Here is a 15,165-nt window from a genome sequence, read left to right as displayed (position 1 = left end):
AGAAGCCTTTTTAGGCTTCTCCTTTCATTTTGAAATGGATACAATGTCCAAACGGATCCTGGGCTTGTAATATTCCATCTTTGTACGTAGCGACCTTGCCAATATTTTTTAAACTTTCACATACTTGCTCTTTTTGTTTTTCATCCGCTAGTACAATTGTGAAATATTTTAAGCCGACGGAATTTGGCATTTGCGGTGGTATTCCTTCACCTTGCCACGTATTTAAACCGATATGGTGATGATAGCCACCTGCGGATACGAACAATGCACCATTACGAGCTGGGATTGTTACTTCAAAACCAAGACCATCCACATAGAAACGTTTCGCTTCTTCTAGATCAGCTACATGGAAATGAACATGCCCCATCACAGTACCAGTTGGAAAACCATTCCACGCACTTCCTTGCTGTAATAATTCTTCACCAGCTAATGGGTTACTAACAAATGGTAGCTCTCCATTCTCATCGCGCCAAACTTCTTTTTGGCGGTCATGATAAATTTCAATCCCGTTTCCATCTGGATCAGCTAAATAAAGGGCTTCACTAAAGTAATGGTCGGCTCCGCCGTGCAGTGGATATACCATTTCTACAAGATGACGAAGAATATTCGCTAAATCCTGTCTGCTTGGTAATAAAATTGCATAATGATATAACCCCGTTCTCCCTCTTTGTTTTGGTAAAGCTTCTTTCTTTTCTTCAATGATAAGGAGTGGTTCGTCATTTTCATTCCCAAATGTAACGACCATTTCATCTGCTTTTAGCACTTTCATGCTTAATACTTCTGTATAAAACTCTAGTGATTTCTTTATATTTGATACATATAAATGAACAACACCTAGTGTTGTTTCGGGATGAAGTTGAAAGCTCATCTTGTTATACCCCCATTTAAATTAGTTCTTTTTTGACATTTTCTCTTTTAAGAAATTATCTACAAAACCGTCTGCTTTCGCAACAAATAAGTACGCACCCATTGCTAACAATGCAAGTTCTAATTCGAAGCCAGGATTTTTTCCATCTCCCAATAAGCCAGCTGACCATTTTACTTTTACAATTGCTCCAACCATAACAAGTGCAAATAATAATCCAATATATCTTACACCTAAACCTAGAATTAACAATATGCCACCAACTAATTCCGCTGTTGCTACACCGTATGCGAGTCCTCCTGGTAAGCCAATGCTTGTGAACCACCCTGCAATATTGTCAATCCCCGATTGGAATTTTGTTAAACCGTGCATAAAGAACGTTACCCCTAACACGATACGAATAATTAAGTTACCGATATGTTGATTCATTTCTTTCTCTCCTTTATAGTTTTCTTATACAAAACTTTTATTTACATTACAAAACATACACTAATTTTTTTTATTCGTCAATTCATTTTCACTGGGAAAAAATATATTTTTTTTGCTATGATACAAATAGTTGTTTACAAAAAGGAGCTTGATTTTATGAATATTGGTTCTGCAATACGTGAGATTCGTCAACGTAGAGGCATAACAATTGCACAAATTTGTGAGGGAACAGGTCTTTCTAAAGGATTTATGAGTCAGGTTGAAAATAATAAAACATCACCATCTATCTCTACTTTAGAAACGATCTCCAATTTTTTAAATGTTCCCCTGCCCTATTTATTATTAGAACAAAAAGATCGGTTGAAAGTTGTCAAAAAGGTAGAGCGTAAATACAGTGTATATGGAAAAGATGAACAAAGAATTGAACATGTTGCAGAGCAAGGTGGTCTTCGCCTAAATCTCGTAGAAATTCCTGCTGGATTTCCGAAAGAAAACTCACCAAATGCACATGAAGGAGAAGAATGCCACCTTGTATTACGCGGAAAACTAGAAGTTCAACATGGAGAAGATATTGCAATTGTAGAAGAAGGTGATTCTTTCTCCTGGAATGCATGTGTTCCTCATATCGTTCGTAATATAGGAGAAGAAACGGCATTATTACTCATCTCTAGCCATGCAGAAAATCGAAAGCGTGTGTATTAAATAAAAAAGAAGCCTGTAAATCAGGCTTCTTTTTTATCCCCTTATAACTCCATAGCTTGTCCCAACTAGTACAGTCTTTTCGTGTTGATTGCGATAAACTGACTCAATTGAAACCTTTTTGTATCCTTCCATCTGCTCAATATTTGTTAAAGTTAATTCACAAGTGATCGTATCGCCTGTAAAAACTGGTCTAATAAATTCACTTACTAATTCTCTGGCTATGTAATGTAATTCTTCGCCTACTTTCGTTCCAATACTAGCAGTCAATAAACCATGAACCATTAAACGTCCATTTTCATCATATTCCATATGATGCCTACCTTTATCTCCTGTAATATTTGCAAATTCAAAAACCTCTTCTTCAGTAAATCTTCTTTCGTATTTAAATACATCCCCAACTTTTATACTCATTTTTATCCCCCTAATAATAAACAGAATTTTCTTTTATTTTATCATAAAATGAGTCTTAGTTCAGTTTATATTATTAAAATAGCGAGCATTTTTCTATACTACTTTTTTCTTTATCGGTGCCCATCTTTTTTGGCTATTTGATACCCATAATACGCACACGTTCCATTTCTCGATAACTCTCTCACCTCAAAACCACAGCTTCTATAAAAATCAAAATTACTCGCAGATGTATGTGCAAACCAGTCGCCATGTGGCAGCTTCTGCAAACAAAGGGCCACAAGTTTCTTACCTAATCCCTTCCCTCTATATTCACACTTCACAACTAAATTTACAATGTTTGCGACCATGATTCCATCAGAAATGACTCTAACCATCGCAATCATCTCTTCTTCATCCCAAATTGTGAATGCCCATGTTGAATTTTCAAATGCTATCGTAAATTTTTCAATTTGCCAAGAAGGGATATTATCATTGCTCCAACCGGCATCTTCGAATAAAGTCTTAATTGCATATGCAGGTACACCATTCGTTCCCTCACGAATAATAAGTCCATTATGGTAAATATACATGTAATCCCCCCTTTATTTTTATATACCATTCTTCAAAAGATGCAATTTACCCTTTTTCATCCAACGCGTTTAATGGAATAAACGAGAACATCCATCCCATGAAATGAAGTTGTTTTCTCATAACTAAGCCCTGTTTTTCTAGCAACAAAGATTGAGGCGGGGTGGTCTGGATTAATAAGAGAAATTAATTTATTCATTCGTAACGCTTGGAAGCCATAGTCTCGAAATGCTGCCGCTGCTTCTTTCGCATACCCTTTTCCCCAATGCTGAGGTAATAACCAATAACCAATTTCAATTTCCCCTTTTCCATCTATTTGCTGCTTTACTAATCCTGCATGACCAATTCTTATTCCCGTTTCCTTTTCAATCAATACAAATAAACCGAGACCGTTTTTATAGCTAGGAATCACCCACTCTTCCAAACTTTTTTTACATTGCATATATGTTTTTAACGTCCCATTTCCAATATAGCGCATTACCTTCTCATTTCCCCATAGCGAAGCATAGAACTGCAAATCATCCATTGTATATTTGCGAATTTGTAAACGATCTGTATGAAACATCTCTGCACTCCTTCCCTCGAATTTGTACTTAACTACACGATCATGTTTTGTATGTATACTAAATGTTACTATCTATTATAAAGTGAAACTTTAATCAGTGGGGGGTTTTGTTCATCCCCACTGATTATTAGCCTTCACCAATCGGATATTTACGGACAGTGGACCTCCCGCCTAACTTCTTTTCTCTAGCTGAATTTTGAGGCGGGAGTCTTACTGCCCACAAATAGTGGGATAAATGAATGAACGAACGGTAAAATACAGAATATTCAATCTGAGGAGAATTAAAAAAGACAGTAGACAAATATTGTCTACTGTATCCATATCATAACTAGCATAAAGAAAACTACAATTGAGGGGGGTGTAGGATTTTCAAATATACTAGATACTTATCCCGTTCTAACGGGCGGTAAACTTTTCAATTATATGAAAGTGAAAAGTTTACCGCACATAAGAACCTTTGCGGTCATTAAGAGAGCACCGTTAAGTATTCAAATACACACTGTGCTTTTTCTCCACCCATTCGTGCATGTTGAAGAAGGGAAATACCATGTGGACCCGATGCACGCAATGCCTCTGGTTGTGCTACTAAAATAGATTGTACAACTTCTAATTCTCCAAGCATCGCGGCCGCGAAAATATCCATTCGAGCACCCTTTTCTAGTAAATAGAGAGCAATATCTTTACGACCTACATGTGCTGCTGCCCCTAACGCACTTTCCCAATCTGATCCGCCCCAATTGTAAGAGGCATGAAGTAAGCTTGGCGATTCAACCAACAGTTCTTGTACTTTTTCTAAATCTCCGTGAGCTGCCATAACAAATTCTCTTACTAACTCAGTGGTAATACGTTCTTCTGTTCGCATCTTGCTCCTCCTTTTTTAGAAATTCGTTTTGGTGTAAAAAATGGCTTGTCACTTCCTTGAAAAATATCTACCTCTATGCCGAACACACGTTGAAACATTTCATGACATAACACTTCTTCTGGTATACCGTCATACTGAAGCTGCCCTCGCTTTAATACGAGTAAACGATCACTATATTGAGCCGCTTGGTTAATATCATGTAAAACCATTACAATTGTCATGCCAAACTCCTCGTTTAATCGTTTCACAAGTTCCATTACTTCCAATTGGTGAACGATATCCAAAAAAGTTGTTGGCTCATCTAATAATAAGACATTTGTACGTTGTGCTAGTGTCATTGCAATCCAGGCTCGTTGTCTTTCTCCTCCTGATAAAGATTGTAAAAGACGATATTCATACCCTCCAAGATTTGTAACAGACAATGCCCAATCAACAATGTTTTCATCTTCTTGATTTAAGCGACCGCCCCAGGATTTATGGGGGCCTCTTCCAAATTCGATTAATTCTTTCACTGTTAAATCTAATTGATGATCATGCATTTGTGGTAACATCGCTAATTGCTTCGCTACATCGGCACTTTTCATCGTATGAATACTTTTTCCATCTAAAATGATATCCCCTTCGCTTTGTTTAAGCAGTCTTGCCATTAAACGAAGCAAAGTAGATTTCCCTGATCCATTCGGTCCAATTAAACTAACGACCTCTCCAGCTTTAATATGTACATTCATATTTTGCATTTGAAATCTTTCAGAATGTGCGTAAAACACTTTATTAACGGAAATCACTTTGTCTTCCTCCTCTATGAATTAAATATAAGAAGAACGGACCGCCTAAGAAGGATAATAAAATACCAACAGGCAATTCAATTGGATCGAACCAACTTCGAGCTATCGCATCCGCGAAAACAAGTAATATCCCCCCGCCAAGGCATGATAATGGTAGTAAATATTTATAGTCATTTCCAACTAATAAACGTAACATATGTGGTACGACAAGACCGACAAATCCAATAAGACCAGAAACACTAACTGCAATCCCAGCTAATAATGTACTTACTACTATTAAATAAAACCGGCTTCTCTCCACGTTATGACCTAATAATTTCGCCATTTCATCTCCAAGCATTAATACTCGAATATGCTTTATTCCGAAGAAGGCTAATATAATAGCGAATATTGCATAATAAATAATCATGTTTAAATGTGTCCAACTTACACCACCAATGCCACCTGCTAACCAAGGTAACACGGATTGTACTTTGTCACTATGTAATAACATTAACGCTGACGTCGCTGCACCAATTAATGCATTGATTGATACACCTACTAAGACAATCCTTGAAGGCGGTGCCCCTTTTTGCCATGATAAAGCATAAATAACCATCGCAGTTATGAAAGCTCCTAAAAACGCCCCGAGCGGTAAAAATGCCATATGCTGAGGGAATAAAATCATAATTACAATTGCTACAAGGCCCGCTCCAGATGAAACCCCGATAATACCAGGGTCTGCAAGAGGATTTCTCATAACCCCTTGCAGCAGTGCACCAGATGCTGCTAAACATGTTCCTACTATAAATCCAACGAGCACTCTCGGTATACGAAGATCCCATACAATTCGATGAACCGTCGAACCTTCATCTTGTATCCCTGTTAGAATATCTCGTAAAGAAAAGGATAGGCTTCCTGCGAAAAGACCGTAAAAAAGACCTAGAATCGTTAATACAACTAAAGTAACTGCTATTACCCACCTTTTTTTCGCAAAAGGATGTTCCTTTTCCCTTACTACTTCACTACTATCCATACTTATCATTTCCTTACATCTTGTATACTTTTATACATAAAGTCCATCGCTTCTGTAACTTTTGTTCCAGGATTTGATCCAAATAAGTCTGGTGGCAAAATAACTACACGATTTTGCTTTACTGCATCCAAATTTTTCCACGCTTCATTTTTCATCATTTCGCCTTCAAATGCTTTTTTAACGCTATTTGGATCTCCATGTGTAATTAAATAAATCACATCTGGATTCGCCTCAATAATGCGTTCTACGCTTAGCTGCGCATATTGCGGATATTCCTTCATTTCTGGAAAATCAGCTGCAATATTTTTCCCGCCTGTTTTTTCTAAAATATTACCTGATAAAGATGTTGGTAATGCTGCTAAATAAGTACCCGGTGCTCCATACACTAGCAATGCTTTCACATCGCTTTTTTTCTCATATGTCTTCATTTGATCATTAATTTTTTGGTTAAGTTCTTTTGCTTTATCTTCTTTCTTCATAATCGTTCCATACAGTTCAATATTCTTTTGAATATCTTGTACAGAATTCGCAGAAGAAATCATTACTTTCGTTCCTTGTCCTTCAACCGTTGGAATGTTCTTTTGGAATCCATTGTTAGCAATAAGTACATCTGGCTTTAAGCTAGCAATTTGCTCAAAATTTGGCTGATGCGCATTCCCGATTACTTGAATTTTCTTTATATCCTCTGGAAGAGTTATTTTTGCATCCGGACGACCTACTATTTTTCCGCCTAACGCATGAATAATATTCATGTCTCCCATACTTAATGTTGCAAAACTCTCTGGCACTTTATCGAATGTTATCTTTCTTCCTGACAGGTCGATAACTTCGATTTTCTCTTTTCCTTTTTCTGTTTTTGTTACAGATGCTTTTTCGTCTCCTTTTGCACTGCAACCTATTAATAAGAAAAAAATAGATAAAATCGCTGTGAATAGCGTAATAGATTTTTTCATTCTTCCACCTCTAACTGATAATGATAATCATTAACTACTATTCTACTTTAATTGATAAGGATTATCATTGTCAATATAAACCGCATACATTTTTTACAAAAAACACAAAAAGCACTACAAAAAGATTCGTTCTTTTCGTAGTGCTCTATTTCATAATATTACTCACATTCATTTCCCTCTAACTGATCTCGCATCACTTTCACACGCTGAAAGAAAAAGAATGATAAACTTAAAAATATAACGGTGCTCCCCATCATAACAAAAGATTGTATTGTTTCTTTTGCTTCATTCGGAATTAATAAGCCAACCATTAACAATGTACTTACAGCGAGAAGAATTTGTCCGAATCGAGTATAATCTTCTATTTTTTCTTGTAATTCTTTCATTATATTCTCACTCCTCCATTTCACTGTATCATATTCTATTAAACTTAAAGACCAGTAAATACAGCCATTCTGGGAGATGTTTTCCAAATGAAAAAGAGCCGCTTTATTGCGACTCTTTCATAACCATTACTCACCTTTATATGCTTCCAAATAAATTTCTTTCAACTCTGAAATAAGAGGTAATTTTGGATTAGCTGTTGTACATTGATCTTCAAACGCTCTTTCTGCTAATAATCCAACAACCTCTTCAAATTGTTCTTTAGCAACTCCTTGTCCTGCAATACTCATATTTATATTTAAACTTTTTCCAAGCTCAATAATCGCTTGGACGAGTGATTCCACACCTTCTGCTGTTGAGCCTGCTGGAAGACCGAGCATTCTCGCAATATGTGCATAGCGTTCATCAGCTACAAAGTGCTCATATTTTGGGAACAATGCGTGTTTTCTTGGCTTAATAGCATTATAGCGAACTACGTGCGGCATAAGAATTGCATTCGCACGCCCATGCGGAATATGGAATTCTGGTCCAATTTTATGTGCTAAACTGTGATTAATACCTAAGAAAGCATTTGCAAATGCCATTCCTGCGATTGCAGAAGCATTGTGCATTTTTTCTCGTGCTTCTTCATCATTTCCATCTTTAAATGCTCTTGGTAAATATTTAAATACGAGATCAATCGCTTTTAATGCTAATCCATCTGTATAGTCATTTGCTAGAACAGACACATACGCCTCGATTGCATGCGTTAATACATCCATACCAGTGTCCGCTGTTACATGTGGTGGTACTGTCATTACAAACTGTGGATCAACAATTGCTACATCTGGTGTTAATTCATAATCCGCGAGCGGATACTTTATATTATTTTTCTTATCTGTAATAACCGCAAACGGTGTCACTTCTGAACCTGTTCCTGATGTTGTTGGAATGGCAACAAACTGCGCCTTACTTCCTAATTTCGGATATTTACATGTGCGTTTTCTTATATCTAAAAACTTCTGTTTAATTCCATAGAATGTTGTTTCTGGATGCTCATAGAAAAGCCACATTCCTTTCGCTGCATCCATAGCTGAACCGCCACCAAGTGCGATAATTACATCTGGCTTAAAACTTCTCATCATTTCCGCACCTTTAAACACAGTTTCATCTGATGGATCTGGCTCGACCTCAAAGAAAACTTCAACTTTTACATCATTTGCATGTTTACGTAAATAATGCGAGACCGTATCTACATATCCGTGCTCAACCATACCTGGATCCGTTACAATAAATGCTCGTGAAATGTTAGGCATATTTGCCAAATATGCTGTCGCATGTTTTTCAAAATAAATTTTTGGTGGCAATTTAAACCACTGCATATTCTTTTTTCTATTTGCCAACCTTTTTACATTTAATAAATGCGTCGCTGTTACGTTTTGAGAAACTGAGTTTTTTCCGTACGAACCGCAACCAAGCGTAAGTGACGGAATAAATCCATTATATATGTCACCGATTCCACCTTGTGATGAAGGAGCATTTACAATGAGACGGCAAGCTTTCATACGTAATCCAAATTGCTTTTGCACTTCTTTATTTACAGAATGGATGACTGCTGAATGTCCTAAACCACCGAGGTTTAACATGTCTTCGCAATATGTAAATCCTTCTTCTAATGAATTTGCTTTTACACAAGCTAATACTGGACTCAATTTCTCACGAGATAGTGGATATGCTGCTCCGATACCTTGTATTTCAGCTACAAGCATTTTTGTATTTTCAGGCACAGTAATTCCAACTAATTCGGCAATATACTGTGCGGATTTCCCTACAATATCACTATTTACTGCACATGTATTTTCATTAATAACAAGCTTTTCTAATTTTCTTCTCTCTTCCTCTGTTACAAAGTAACAATTGTTTGCAATCATTTCTGTTTTCACATCATCATAAATTTCCTCGTCCACAATGATTGCTTGTTCTGATGCACAAATCATACCGTTATCAAATGTTTTTGATAAAATTAAATCATTAACTGCTCGTTTTATATGCGCTGATTTCTCTATATAACATGGTACATTACCAGGACCTACACCTAGCGCTGGTTTTCCAGTAGAATAAGCTGATTTCACCATAGCTGCTCCTCCAGTTGCCAAAACAAGTGCAACACCTTCATGGTTCATTAATTGTTTTGTTGCTTCGACAGAAGGTTTTTCAATCCACTGAATACAATATTTTGGTGCCCCCGCCTTCACCGCAGCGTCATATACTGTTTTCGCCGCTGCAATAGAACAGTTTTGCGCTGAAGGATGAAATGCAAAAATAATTGGATTTCTCGTTTTTATCGCGATCAACGCTTTAAACATCGTTGTCGATGTTGGATTCGTTACTGGCGTTACCCCAGCTACTACACCGACAGGTTCCGCAATTTCTATTATTTCTTCATGAGGATCTTCGTGGATAATCCCTACTGTTTTATCTTTCTTTATGCTATGCCAAATATATTCAGTAGCAAAAATATTTTTAATACATTTATCTTCATATACACCACGACCCGTTTCTTCAACAGCCAACTTCGCAAGCGGCATATGCTGATCAACACCTGCTAATGCCATTTCATGAACAATGTTGTCAATTTGCTCTTGTGTAAAACTTTCTAATGCTTGTAAAGCCTTTTGACCGTTATTCACTAACGTATCAATCATCTCTTTTACTTCCTGCATTTCATTTACAACTTTCTCTTTGACTACCATGTAAATTCCTCCTATTCTGCTATCATGGACTAAATAAGACCCTATAGGTCATAATAAGTCCCGATTATCACAAAAAAAATAGAGTTGCTTTCCTACATGAACCTCATTGTTTGTGAAATATTTCACAAGTTTGTTCGTGAGTAACATTTCATGAACTTAATATACATGAAATTATTTCATTTGTGTATGTCTATTTTGTGAAATGTTTCACAAAATGATGTAATAAAAATGCACTGCTCTATATTAGCAGTGCATTTTTATTACGATAGCGCTTGTGCTAGATCTTCAATTAAATCTTCACCATCTTCAATACCGACAGAAATACGAATTAATGTATCTGTAATTCCTAATTCTTTGCGGCGATCTACTGGGATTGATGCATGTGTCATTTGAGATGGGATAGAAATTAAACTTTCTACTGCTCCTAAACTTTCAGCAAGTGTAAAGTATTGTAATTTCTCTAGTACTTTATTTAATGTTTCTTCACTATCTACATCAAATGAGATAATAGCACCAAATCCATTTGCTTGTTCTGCTGCTAATTCATGGTTTTGATGTGATGCAAGACCTGGATAATATACTTTATTTACTTTTGGATGGTTATTTAAAAACTCGGCAATTGCACGTGAATTCGTTTCATGCTCTTCCATTCGAATTCCTAATGTTTTTAAACCACGAAGTAGTAAGAAACTATCTTGTGGGCCGAGAATGCCTCCTGTTGAGTTTTGTACAAAGTGAAGGTCTTCTGCTAATTGCGGGCTATTTACAACTACTAGACCTGCAACTACGTCACTATGACCTCCTAAATATTTCGTTGCACTATGAAGTACAATGTCTGCTCCTAAAGTAATCGGCGACTGCCAATATGGCGTCATGAATGTGTTATCAATAATTGTTAATAAATCTTTTTCTTTAGCAAGAGTAGATATTTTCTTAATATCAGTAATTTTCAGTAATGGGTTCGTTGGTGTTTCCACATAAATCGCTTTCGTATTTGGACGAATCGCTTCTACAACTTCGTCTAGGTTTGTTGTATCTACAAATGTATGCTCAATACCGAAGCGATTTAATACTTTCGTGATAACGCGGTACGTTCCACCATACACATCATCTGTTAAAATAACGTGGTCACCTTTAGAGAACAACATAATTGTAGCTGTAATAGCAGCCATCCCTGAGCCAAATGCAAATCCAGCATGGCCGTTTTCTAATACAGCAATCATTTCTTCTAAAGCTGCACGTGTTGGGTTGCCTGTACGTGAATATTCATATCCTTGATGTTTACCAACTGCTTCTTGTTTGTACGTACTTGTTTGATAAATCGGTACATTTACAGATCCAGTTGAAGGTTCTCCTATGCGAATACCATGAATTAACTTTGTCTTTGCTCTCATTTTTTATTCCCATCCTTTGTATATGTCTTTACTTAAATAGCGCTCACTACTATCAGGAAAAATCGTTACAATATTTGTACCTGGCGCCGCTTTCTCTGCTTCAAGTAAACTTGCATGAAATGCTGCTCCTGAAGAGCTTCCAACAAGCAGTCCTTCTTTTTGCGCTAATTCCTTCACTCTTAAAAAAGCATTTCGATCAGAAATTGTATGAATGTCATCAAAATAAGATGTTTTCAAAAATGTCGGGATAAATTCCAGGCCAATCCCTTCTGTTTCATGCGATCCAGCTTTACCACCATTCAAAATGGATCCTTCTGGTTCTACAATAACCGTTTTTATATCTATATTTTTTTCTTTCAAATAAGATGCAGTCCCCATGAATGTACCACCAGTTCCTGCTCCTGCAACGAATATGTTAATCTCTCCATTCAATGCGTCCCAAAGTTCAGGACCTAGTGTTTTGAAATAAGCACGCGGGTTTGCTTCATTCGCAAACTGACTTGGAGAGTATGAATTCGGTATTTCATTTACTAATTCTTTTGCTTTTGTAATTGCGCCGGTCATTCCTTGTTCAGTTGGTGTATGCACAACCGTTGCGCCCAGTGCTTTCATTAGTTCTTGCTTTTCAATACTAAATTTCTCTGGTACACAAACAATAACGCGTAAATCATGTTGTAACGCTGCAAGTGCCAGTCCAATACCAGTATTTCCAGCAGTCGGTTCAATAATTGTTCCACCCTGGGTAACAAGCCCTTTTTCTAGCGCATCTTCGATTAATTCTCTTCCTAAACGGTCCTTAACGCTTCCACCTGGGTTATAAAATTCAAGCTTTGCAAATAAACGGACCCCTTCTGGAAGTGAAAAACGAGTAATTTCTACAATTGGTGTATGACCAATCAACTCATGAACTCCACGATATACATTCATCGTGTTCTCCCCCTTATTTGCCAATAAAGAAAAGGCAACTGTATGTATTTTCTTTATATGAGACAGTTGCCTTTTTGTTACATTACTTTAACTCTTCTAGTACTTTTACAATAAAGTTTGTAGAATGAAGAGCTGCTTGATCTAAAAATTGATCAAATGAAACATTTGATTCTTTACCAGCAATATCAGAAAGTGCACGAATAATAACAAACGGAACTTCATATTGGTGGCATACTTGTGCAACAGCTGCTGCTTCCATTTCTACTGCATAAAGATCTTCAAATTTATCACGAATTGCTGCAACGCGGTTCGGATCACTCATAAATGAATCACCTGTTGCAATCATACCTTTTACAACTTGAATATTCTCTTCTGCCTGCATACATTTCTCAGCTAATGCAACTAATGATTCATCAGCTTTGAATCCAGGAGGCATTCCTGGTACTTGACCATACTCATAGTTAAATGCTGTTACATCTACGTCATGATGACGAACTTCTGTTGAAATAACTACATCTCCAACATTTAGAGAATGATGGAAGCCACCAGCTGAACCAGTATTAATTACTTTTTCAGGTTTATATCTTTCTAATAAAATTGTCGTTGACATCGCTGCATTTACTTTACCAATACCAGACTTTAACAAGATTACTTCATGTCCTGCTAATTGTCCTTTCGTAAATTCACAACCCGCAACCGTTTCTGTTTCTGCTTGTTCTAATTTGTCACGTAAAATACGTACTTCTTCTTCCATTGCTCCAATTACAGCAATTCTCAATCTAATCCCTCTTTCTATTGCTTAGTTGCTTCCATTACCCAAACGAAATGATTTAATCTCGTAAACGTTACATGGAAGCCATTGTTTTCAAAAATAGACTGCATGACCGGAATACGTGTATAGTATTCCGTTTGCAAATCATTTGCTAACTGATGAAAACCTCTTTGTTTTGCTGTTTCAACAGTTTTATCATATGCATCTTGATCTGCAAATATCGTATCAGCAAACACTATTTTACCACCTTTGTTTAGCAATTGACTATACTTCGCAATCGCTACATTTTTTTCATCATCTGTTAAATGATGAAATGCGTAGGTGCTTACTATGGTATCAATTGAATTTGGGACTTCAAACGAAAGAAAATCACCTTCTGTAATGGAAAATTCTTTTGGCAATTTCTCTTTTGCAATCATGCGCATTTCACGTGACGGTTCTATACCGTAAACTGTGCGGCCAGCAAGTAATAATTTATTTGTTAAATTACCAGTACCAACACCAAATTCTAATACATTACCAAATGACTTGTTAACTACATCCTCTAGAATGTCCTCATAATGGGCGAAAACTTCTTTATATTGTATATCTTCGCCTTGTACAAATGAGTCGTACGTATGAGCCCACTCATCAAATAAACCATTAAATTCTGTACCCATAAAAATTCCCCTTTTTCTTATCGGTTTTATCAGTATGATATTCCCTCTTTCTAAAAATGTCAATTGAAATGTACATGGTATTTCCTTCTTTTCTTTGTTACACTATAGTTGATTACATAGGAGAGGGGTCGTCTTCGTGTCATTTACCTTTGAAATGTTAGAAGATAAAGTAGAGTTTTTCGAAGCAGGAGACTTAGCTTCTTTGGAACGAAAAATTAGCGAACAAATCGATAATAATAAAGCACTTATGCTTGAAGTTCATCACATCTCGCATCAAATGATTATGGATCCAGAAAGCAAAAGACCATATTATAGCGCGGTTGTTCATTTTAAATTAAAGAAATTACGCTAATAAAAAAGAGAAGCTCCTAAGGAGCTTCTCTTTTTTTAGTTTAGAGTTTGAACAAGTACTGGTTTCCAGCCCTCATTTTCTACCCAATCAATATTTACGTAATATCTTTTACCTGATTGTTTATCTTGTACGTTACCGTAAGCTTTATTTTTACCGTTATTTCCGATTCGATGAATAACTAATTGCTCTACTGGAACGTCAATTGCAGCTGAAATTGCTTGGTTCATCTCATTCCAATCTGCTGTACCTTTTTTAAACGTCATCGCAGGTGTTGCACCTTGCTCTGTACCTACTGGCTTCCAAGAAGACTTCGTATAAGCGTCAGTTGCCTTTGGCTGTGTTTTTTCAGCTGGTACTTTCTCGTTAGCTTTCGCTTCTTCTTCAGCTTTTTTCTGTTCTTCTTCAGCCTTTAGCTTCTCTTCTTCTTCTTTCTTCTTAGCTTCTGCCTTATCTTGTTCGTTCTTCTTCGTCTCTTCTTTGCCTTTAGCTTTCTCAGACTTATTCTCTTTCGTTGTTTGCTGAGCTACTTTTTTATCACTAGAAGACGCTTGTTCTTTTCTTTCAGGAACAAACAATTGATATGATACAATAGCTACTAATATTAATACAATTGCAATTGCAATATTTAAAACACCGTTTTGACGACGTTTTTGTTGTTTCTGTTGGAATCTAGATCCTCCTGCCATTCTTCAAACCTCCATGCAGTTTTTCATACTTGCTATTGTAACATTAAATCTAGAAAGGTTGAACATTTACGATAATATTTTCACGAAATGAAAACATTTCACTAT

18 protein-coding genes are annotated in these 15,165 nt (G+C 36.5%); 2 read left to right on the top strand and 16 right to left on the bottom strand.

Translation table 11 applies throughout. From position 1 onward, the window contains the following. Positions 1–10: 10 nt before the first annotated feature. Together FS742_RS11800 and FS742_RS11795 are read right to left on the bottom strand one after the other, a co-directional pair. Complete coding sequence (locus FS742_RS11800) at positions 11–868, bottom strand: VOC family protein (protein WP_144612498.1); 858 nt, start codon at positions 866–868, stop codon at positions 11–13. Positions 869–889: 21 nt separating this feature from the next. Beyond that, positions 890–1,294 (bottom strand): DoxX family protein, encoded by a 405-nt coding sequence (locus FS742_RS11795; protein ID WP_016086200.1) that lies wholly within the window; start codon positions 1,292–1,294, stop codon positions 890–892. Between the two features lie 156 nt (positions 1,295–1,450). On the opposite strand from FS742_RS11795, the gene FS742_RS11790 reads away from it, so the two are divergent. Next, positions 1,451–1,996 carry a helix-turn-helix domain-containing protein gene (locus tag FS742_RS11790; RefSeq protein ID WP_001020698.1) on the top strand — a complete coding sequence of 182 codons (546 nt, stop codon included), beginning with the start codon at positions 1,451–1,453 and terminating at the stop codon, positions 1,994–1,996. Between the two features lie 33 nt (positions 1,997–2,029). Here the strand turns inward: FS742_RS11790 and FS742_RS11785 are convergent, their stop codons facing one another. From FS742_RS11785 to FS742_RS11720, 13 genes are all read right to left on the bottom strand, one after another. Further along, entirely contained in the window at positions 2,030–2,407 is a 378-nt protein-coding gene (locus FS742_RS11785; protein ID WP_000025009.1) for a hotdog family protein, read from the bottom strand. A 110-nt stretch (positions 2,408–2,517) separates the two neighbouring features. Beyond that, positions 2,518–2,976 (bottom strand): GNAT family N-acetyltransferase, encoded by a 459-nt coding sequence (locus FS742_RS11780; RefSeq protein WP_144612497.1) that lies wholly within the window; start codon positions 2,974–2,976, stop codon positions 2,518–2,520. Between the two features lie 56 nt (positions 2,977–3,032). Then, positions 3,033–3,611: a GNAT family N-acetyltransferase gene (locus FS742_RS11775; RefSeq protein ID WP_260869659.1), complete on the bottom strand. Its 579-nt coding sequence runs from the start codon at positions 3,609–3,611 to the stop codon at positions 3,033–3,035. Positions 3,612–4,005: 394 nt separating this feature from the next. Next, positions 4,006–4,401, bottom strand: a complete 396-nt coding sequence (locus tag FS742_RS11770) for an ankyrin repeat domain-containing protein (protein WP_144612494.1) — start codon at positions 4,399–4,401, stop codon at positions 4,006–4,008. Then, the gene (locus FS742_RS11765) at positions 4,368–5,186 is read right to left on the bottom strand and encodes an ABC transporter ATP-binding protein (RefSeq protein WP_144612492.1); all 819 of its coding nucleotides are present in this window, start codon (positions 5,184–5,186) and stop codon (positions 4,368–4,370) included. Before FS742_RS11765 ends, FS742_RS11770 begins: the two co-directional genes overlap by 34 nt. Next, positions 5,173–6,201: a FecCD family ABC transporter permease gene (locus FS742_RS11760; protein ID WP_144612491.1), complete on the bottom strand. Its 1,029-nt coding sequence runs from the start codon at positions 6,199–6,201 to the stop codon at positions 5,173–5,175. Before FS742_RS11760 ends, FS742_RS11765 begins: the two co-directional genes overlap by 14 nt. A gap of 5 nt (positions 6,202–6,206) precedes the next feature. Continuing rightward, positions 6,207–7,154, bottom strand: a complete 948-nt coding sequence (locus FS742_RS11755; RefSeq protein WP_144612489.1) for an ABC transporter substrate-binding protein — start codon at positions 7,152–7,154, stop codon at positions 6,207–6,209. Between the two features lie 158 nt (positions 7,155–7,312). Next, complete coding sequence (locus tag FS742_RS11745) at positions 7,313–7,540, bottom strand: YrhC family protein (protein ID WP_144612487.1); 228 nt, start codon at positions 7,538–7,540, stop codon at positions 7,313–7,315. A 126-nt stretch (positions 7,541–7,666) separates the two neighbouring features. Continuing rightward, complete coding sequence (gene adhE / locus FS742_RS11740) at positions 7,667–10,270, bottom strand: bifunctional acetaldehyde-CoA/alcohol dehydrogenase (RefSeq protein ID WP_144612485.1); 2,604 nt, start codon at positions 10,268–10,270, stop codon at positions 7,667–7,669. 260 nt (positions 10,271–10,530) lie between these two features. After that, the gene (locus FS742_RS11735; RefSeq protein ID WP_144612484.1) at positions 10,531–11,664 is read right to left on the bottom strand and encodes a bifunctional cystathionine gamma-lyase/homocysteine desulfhydrase; all 1,134 of its coding nucleotides are present in this window, start codon (positions 11,662–11,664) and stop codon (positions 10,531–10,533) included. Between the two features lie 3 nt (positions 11,665–11,667). After that, positions 11,668–12,591 carry an O-acetylserine dependent cystathionine beta-synthase gene (locus FS742_RS11730; RefSeq protein WP_144612482.1) on the bottom strand — a complete coding sequence of 308 codons (924 nt, stop codon included), beginning with the start codon at positions 12,589–12,591 and terminating at the stop codon, positions 11,668–11,670. 82 nt (positions 12,592–12,673) lie between these two features. Continuing rightward, positions 12,674–13,369 (bottom strand): 5'-methylthioadenosine/S-adenosylhomocysteine nucleosidase, encoded by a 696-nt coding sequence (mtnN, locus tag FS742_RS11725; protein ID WP_144612480.1) that lies wholly within the window; start codon positions 13,367–13,369, stop codon positions 12,674–12,676. Between the two features lie 14 nt (positions 13,370–13,383). After that, positions 13,384–14,022, bottom strand: a complete 639-nt coding sequence (locus FS742_RS11720; protein WP_099682943.1) for a class I SAM-dependent DNA methyltransferase — start codon at positions 14,020–14,022, stop codon at positions 13,384–13,386. Between the two features lie 136 nt (positions 14,023–14,158). On the opposite strand from FS742_RS11720, the gene FS742_RS11715 reads away from it, so the two are divergent. Continuing rightward, the gene (locus tag FS742_RS11715; RefSeq protein WP_000010980.1) at positions 14,159–14,374 is read left to right on the top strand and encodes a YrzA family protein; all 216 of its coding nucleotides are present in this window, start codon (positions 14,159–14,161) and stop codon (positions 14,372–14,374) included. Positions 14,375–14,409: 35 nt separating this feature from the next. Here FS742_RS11715 and FS742_RS11710 read toward each other — a convergent pair whose 3' ends face one another. Beyond that, positions 14,410–15,060, bottom strand: coding sequence for a YrrS family protein (locus tag FS742_RS11710; protein ID WP_144612478.1), 651 nt, complete (start codon positions 15,058–15,060; stop codon positions 14,410–14,412). Between the last annotated feature and the right edge of the window lie 105 nt (positions 15,061–15,165).

This window comes from Bacillus cereus, assembly GCF_007678085.1.
Taxonomy (GTDB): Bacteria; Bacillota; Bacilli; order Bacillales; family Bacillaceae_G; genus Bacillus_A; species Bacillus_A cereus_BE.
Note: the sequence above shows the minus strand (reverse complement) of the source record. Positions and strands in the feature narration are given on the sequence as shown.

Excerpts from the sequence above, each read along its gene's own strand:
- FS742_RS11800 (WP_144612498.1), bottom strand. The coding sequence starts at position 868 with ATGAGCTTTCAACTTCATCCCGAAACAACACTAGGTGTTGTTCATTTA.
- FS742_RS11795 (WP_016086200.1), bottom strand. The coding sequence starts at position 1,294 with ATGAATCAACATATCGGTAACTTAATTATTCGTATCGTGTTAGGGGTA.
- FS742_RS11790 (WP_001020698.1), top strand. The coding sequence starts at position 1,451 with ATGAATATTGGTTCTGCAATACGTGAGATTCGTCAACGTAGAGGCATA.
- FS742_RS11785 (WP_000025009.1), bottom strand. The coding sequence starts at position 2,407 with ATGAGTATAAAAGTTGGGGATGTATTTAAATACGAAAGAAGATTTACT.
- FS742_RS11780 (WP_144612497.1), bottom strand. The coding sequence starts at position 2,976 with ATGTATATTTACCATAATGGACTTATTATTCGTGAGGGAACGAATGGT.
- FS742_RS11770 (WP_144612494.1), bottom strand. The coding sequence starts at position 4,401 with ATGCGAACAGAAGAACGTATTACCACTGAGTTAGTAAGAGAATTTGTT.
- FS742_RS11760 (WP_144612491.1), bottom strand. The coding sequence starts at position 6,201 with ATGGATAGTAGTGAAGTAGTAAGGGAAAAGGAACATCCTTTTGCGAAA.
- FS742_RS11755 (WP_144612489.1), bottom strand. The coding sequence starts at position 7,154 with ATGAAAAAATCTATTACGCTATTCACAGCGATTTTATCTATTTTTTTC.
- FS742_RS11745 (WP_144612487.1), bottom strand. The coding sequence starts at position 7,540 with ATGAAAGAATTACAAGAAAAAATAGAAGATTATACTCGATTCGGACAA.
- adhE (WP_144612485.1), bottom strand. The coding sequence starts at position 10,270 with ATGGTAGTCAAAGAGAAAGTTGTAAATGAAATGCAGGAAGTAAAAGAG.
- FS742_RS11735 (WP_144612484.1), bottom strand. The coding sequence starts at position 11,664 with ATGAGAGCAAAGACAAAGTTAATTCATGGTATTCGCATAGGAGAACCT.
- FS742_RS11730 (WP_144612482.1), bottom strand. The coding sequence starts at position 12,591 with ATGAATGTATATCGTGGAGTTCATGAGTTGATTGGTCATACACCAATT.
- FS742_RS11720 (WP_099682943.1), bottom strand. The coding sequence starts at position 14,022 with ATGGGTACAGAATTTAATGGTTTATTTGATGAGTGGGCTCATACGTAC.
- FS742_RS11710 (WP_144612478.1), bottom strand. The coding sequence starts at position 15,060 with ATGGCAGGAGGATCTAGATTCCAACAGAAACAACAAAAACGTCGTCAA.